The 5,077-nt window shown below is 69.4% G+C and carries 5 protein-coding genes; 3 read left to right on the plus strand and 2 right to left on the minus strand.

Annotation, left to right across the window (positions count from 1 at the left end; genetic code table 11):
• Positions 1-425 (minus strand): reverse transcriptase domain-containing protein (locus AC08OO_RS22400; RefSeq protein WP_476611686.1); only part of this gene is annotated, 425 nt, incomplete at its 3' end.
• A 134-nt stretch (positions 426-559) separates the two neighbouring features.
• Here AC08OO_RS22400 and AC08OO_RS22405 point away from each other — a divergent pair.
• From AC08OO_RS22405 to AC08OO_RS22415, 3 genes are all read left to right on the plus strand, one after another.
• Entirely contained in the window at positions 560-862 is a 303-nt protein-coding gene (locus AC08OO_RS22405; protein WP_476619036.1) for a hypothetical protein, read from the plus strand.
• Between the two features lie 339 nt (positions 863-1,201).
• Positions 1,202-1,402 carry a hypothetical protein gene (locus tag AC08OO_RS22410; RefSeq protein WP_476611684.1) on the plus strand — a complete coding sequence of 67 codons (201 nt, stop codon included), beginning with the start codon at positions 1,202-1,204 and terminating at the stop codon, positions 1,400-1,402.
• Positions 1,386-3,614, plus strand: a complete 2,229-nt coding sequence (locus AC08OO_RS22415) for a recombinase family protein (RefSeq protein ID WP_476611683.1) — start codon at positions 1,386-1,388, stop codon at positions 3,612-3,614. The genes AC08OO_RS22410 and AC08OO_RS22415 overlap by 17 nt, the downstream gene beginning before the upstream one ends.
• 9 nt (positions 3,615-3,623) lie before the next feature.
• Here the strand turns inward: AC08OO_RS22415 and AC08OO_RS22420 are convergent, their stop codons facing one another.
• Positions 3,624-4,103 (minus strand): RNA-dependent RNA polymerase family protein, encoded by a 480-nt coding sequence (locus AC08OO_RS22420; protein ID WP_476611682.1) that lies wholly within the window; start codon positions 4,101-4,103, stop codon positions 3,624-3,626.
• Positions 4,104-5,077 lie beyond the last annotated feature (974 nt).

Here is a 5,077-nt window from a genome sequence, read left to right on the forward strand (position 1 = left end):
CCGAGGAAGTCGAACCCGTCCGCGAGGTGGACGATCCGGGTCTTGGCCGGGGACAGGGCGAGCCCCATTCCCGCCAGGACTCTGCTCACCTGGCCGTGCAGGGCGTCGACGTGTTCCCGGGTGCCGTGGACCATGACGACGAAGTCGTCCGCGTAGCGGACCAGTCGCCAGGTCGGCAGGCCCTGGTGTCGCCGCCGTTCACGCTCCCGCCGGCTGCCCATCGTGCTCGTCCACTGCTCGGCGGCGAAGTCGTCGAGCCCGGACAACGCGATGTTGGCCAGCAGAGGTGAGAGGATGCCTCCTTGCGGTGTTCCGGAGGTGGTCTCGTCCCGTTCACCGAGCCCGGTCATGATCCCGGCTTTCAGGAACGCTTGCACCAGCGCCAGCACCCGCTTGTCCTTCACCCGCGCTCGGACGCGGTCCATCAGGGCCGCGTGGTCGATGCGGTCGAACGAGTCCGCGACACACTACTGGCATCGAGGACCTCAAGGCTGCCTCGCGGGCCTATGTCAGGGGCGTGTATTGCGCTGAGGCAGCTGTTGAGCTGCTGATCGGACATGTGCGCTGGCTGGTGCGGGCGGATTTCCGGGGCCGGTTCGTCGAGTGGGGCGAGAGTCTGGCTGGCGGTGAGATGGCGTGGGTTGACTGGCTGGCTGCGGTGCGTGCGCTGGACACGGGCCGGTTGGCGTGCTCGAGCAGTGAGGCGTCGGTGCTGCGCGTCGCGGCGAGTCTGTCCGCTGGAGTGCCGGTTGACCTGGCTGAGTCGGTCGGTGGGCTGGATGAGACGAACATCAGGCTGGTCGCCGCGGCGGTCGTGCGTGGCAACGGCCGCGGTGGCGGTGAGACGGGCTGGTCGTGGTGAGCGCGGGGCCGGTGACCGTGGCACGGGTGACCCGGCCGGGACACCCGTTCGATGGGTGTGAGCTGCGGGTGCTCGGCCGGATGCGCCGGCACGGCGCACTCGAGCCGATCCTCGAACTACCGGATGGCAGCAAGTCCATGATGCCGGCGGCCTGGACCGACGCCGAGCCGGCCGCGGACGGGGAGTCGCTCCCGGCCGGGGAGCCGACCCTGGGGCGGGTCACGGACCTGCTTGACCTGACACGGATCGTGTCCTCTATGTTGCCTCGTGCGGTGTCGGAGGTTGTCGAGGCGGATATCACCGAGCAGGTTGAGGGCTGTCCGAGACAGGAGGCCCCCGATGCCGACCCGGCCGCAGTTGAGCCAGCCGCAGCCGCTCCTCTCGCTGCCCGGGCTGCCCGCGGGGGTGCCCGACGTGGCGGTGCGGCTGCCGGCCGAGGTGGTCGCGGTGGCGGTCGACCTGCTCGGCCGGCTGATCGCGGCGGCGACCGGAACGGCGCCCTGTTCGTCACAGGGGAGCTTTGATGACCGAGTTCGGTAAGGTCACCGGGTCGCGGCTGCGGCGCGACCCGGTCGTCTACCTGCGCCAGTCGAGCCTGGCCCAGGTGGAGCGCAACCGGGAGTCGACCGCCTGGCAGTACAACCTCGTCGAGCGGGCGGTGGCGCTCGGCTGGCCTCGCGCCCGGGTCAGTGTGATCGACGCCGACCTGGGGGTGTCCGGCGCGTCGGCAGCGGGCCGGTCCGGGTTCGCCGAGCTGACCCGGCAGGTCGCGCTCGGCGATGTTGGGATCGTGCTCGCTCTGGAGGTCTCCCGGCTCGCGCGCAACAACTCCGACTGGTACCGGCTGCTGGATCTGGCCGGGATGACTGACACACTGATCGCCGACGCCGACGGCGTCTACCACCCGGGGATGTTCAACGACCGGATGCTGCTCGGGCTGAAGGGCACCATGTCCGAGGCCGAGCTGCACACCCTGCGGGCCCGGCTCAACGGCGGGATCCGCCACAAGGCCGCCCGCGGTGAGTTGCGCAGGCCGCTGCCCGTCGGCCTGGTCTGGGCCGAGGGGCCCGGCGAGATCCGCCGCCACCCGGACGAGGCGGTCAGCGGGGTGATCTCCGTGACCTTCCGCCGGTTCGGCGAGGTCGGCTCAGTGCGCAAGGTCTGGCTGTGGCTGCGCGAGGAGAACCTCAAACTGCCGCTGCAGCGCAACGGCTACGCCACCGCCGCCGGCCAGGGCACGGAGGTCGCGTGGGTCGAGCCGACCTACCACGCCGTCCACAACATCCTGACCCACCCGGCCTACGCCGGCGCCTACGTCTATGACCGCACCCGCAAGCACACCTACGTCGGCCAGGGCGGCACCGTGCGCACCCGCCACAAGGCCGTCCCCCGCGACCAGTGGGAGGTCCTGATCCGCGACCACCACGAGGGCTACATCGACTGGGACACCTACGAGGCCAACCTGGCGAAGATCGGCAAGAATATCCGCCCCGAGGCCCACCAGCCTGGCACCGGCGCCGTCCGGGAGGGCTGCGCCCTGCTCCAAGGCCTGGCGACCTGCGGGACCTGCGGCCGCAAACTGACCGTGTTCTACCAGGGCCCGGCCAAGGCCACCCCGGGCTACTACTGCCAGGGCCCCGCCACGATCGTCGACGGTCGCGGCACCCGCCACCTGCACATCGGCGGCCTCGCCCTCGACACCGCCGTCGCAGGCGTTCCTGACCGCGCTGGCCCCCGAGGCGCTCACCGCCTGCCTGTCCGCCGCCGAACACCTCGAACACACCCACGACACAGCCCTCGACCAGCACCGCCGCCAGGTCGAACGCGCCCGCTACCAGGCCAGTCGCGCCGAGCGCCGCTACCAGGCCGTCGACCCGGACAACCGGCTTGTCGCGCGTGGTCTGGAGACCGCGTGGGAGAAAGTGCTGACCGACCTCGCTGTCGCCGAGGCCGACCTCGCCCGCCGCGAGCAGACCCGCCCCGCACCCTGACCGACACCGAACGCGCCGACATCCGCGCGCTCGGGGGCAACCTGCGCCAGGTCTGGGACGCGCCCACGACCACCGACCGCGACCGCAAGCAGCTACTACGGACCCTGATCGACGACGTGAAGGTCACTGTCGTGCGCGACGACGACGCCGGCCACACCGACCTGCTCATCCGCTGGAAAGGCGGCGCGTTCACCGAACTGACCGTCCCCGGCCGGCGCCGCCAGCCCACGATCCGCACCAACGAGGACACCATCGACCTGATCCGCCGCCTCGCCGTCCACTACCCCGACGCGAAGATCGCCGGGATCCTCAACCGGCAGGGCCGCCGCACCGCCCGCGACCTGACCTTCACCGCCACCCGCGTCCAGTCCCTACGCTTCCACTGGAACATCCCCTGCCACCAACCCGACCCGAACCAGCCCGACGGCGAGCTGCTCACCATCGCCGACGCAGCCAAGGAACTCGGCATCGCAGCCTCCACCCTGCACCGCTGGATCGGCGACGGCTTCGTCGCCGGTGAACAAGACACCCCCGGCGCCCCCTGGCGCATCCGCATGACCCACGAGCTGCGCGCCCTGTTCGTCGACGACGCCCCCGAGGGCTGGCTCGCGATGCTCGAAGCCACCCTCGCGCTCGGCGTCTCCCGCCAGACCGTGTTGCAGCGTGTCAAGCGCGGCGAGCTCAACGCCGTCCACGTCCGCAGCGGACGACGGAAAGGCCTGCGAATACAGATCCCGACGTCCACCGACCCCCTCTTCTAAACCCCACAATCAACGAAAGGAGCAGTGTGACGATGACTCCAAGCAGGCCTCGATGTCCGCGTCCAGCACCCAGCGGTATCCCTGGGAGCCGAACAGATGGATCTCGGCGATCGCGTCGTGCGCGCGCCGGTTGGGCCGGAACCCATACGAGCACGGACGGAAGTCCGCCTCGAAGATCGGTTCCAGGACCAGCTTCAGTGACGCCTGAACCACCCGGTCGGCGATCACCGGAATACCAAGCGGGCGCCTATCCTTAGATCCCGGCTTGTCGATCTCCACCCGACGGACCGGCCGCGGCCGGTAGCTCCCGTCAGCCAGCCGCTGCCGCAGAGTCGAAAGATACTGCCCACGTTCACGTTCGAACCGGTCGATACTGACCCGGTCCACACCACCAGCACCCCGGTTCACCCTCACACGGCCCCACGCCCGCTCCAGATTACGCGGATCGTAGACCTGGCCGATCAGCGAGTGCGCCTTCCGCGCCAGCATTCCATTCCTAGCTACCTGGCTCGCCGGTATGCGATCTGAGTATCCTCGGCCAAGCGCCGCCTCGGTCATTGCCTCAGCAACCATCAGTCCGGCGCTCCTACTCGCTCGCGATCGCACCCAGTCCGACCATTCCCACCGTGACCCCTTCCCCAGGTCGACGCCTTTTGGGTCGCAGCCCGCCGCCGCACCAACGCGACGGTCCCAAGGTTTCTGTTGTTCCCTGGTTCAGCAGTACCACGAGTCACTCCGACTTCTCGCACGGCATCACCGGCGACTTCACCTCGCGGCTTATACGCCCAGCTACCCAGCCCCGTCGGGCGGGACCGTACGAGACCTCCCGGGGTAACGCAGAGAACTTTCTCACCGCGCCGCCCGCACACACCTTGTTGTGTCCAGGAGCCCCAGGTATTTCCTTCACCCCCATAGTGCGGGCTCGGCATCTCCTGGAACGGGCCGACCGGTTCGCCAATATCGGCTACGGCTCGGTGTTTCGCCTCAAACCCTTCAGACCCCACCTCACGGTGAGCGCCCTGTCCTGCACCAACAGGCGGCAGGACGCAGCAACCACCGGTCACCGCACACCACCTCCCATCAATGCCCAGCGAGGAATTACCCCCGCCTTCGGCTACGGACCCCGCTTGGGGCCGGTCCGACTGGACTTTCACCAGCTAGTTCTCTGCGCCGCCCGGCGCACACTACGACGGCTCCGCCCCTCCCACAGCCCGATCGGCGGACGATGCACCCAGCCCGCCGGATGACGGGCGGGACCGGGGAGGTTCCCGTGTTCACTGACTGATCGCTCGTCGGAGTAGGTACCCGGCTATACCCCCGCGGCATCGCCACAGCTACCCCGCGGCATTTCGCTGTGGCCTCCCGGATCGTCCAGCACGCACCACCCGGAAGTTGCCCACCCTGAAACACCGGCGAGCACGCACCGCTACCAGCCCAGATCCACCAGGTTCGAGCTGATGGCA

The sequence above is a fragment of the Frankia sp. CeCAU1 genome (genome assembly GCF_977971845.1).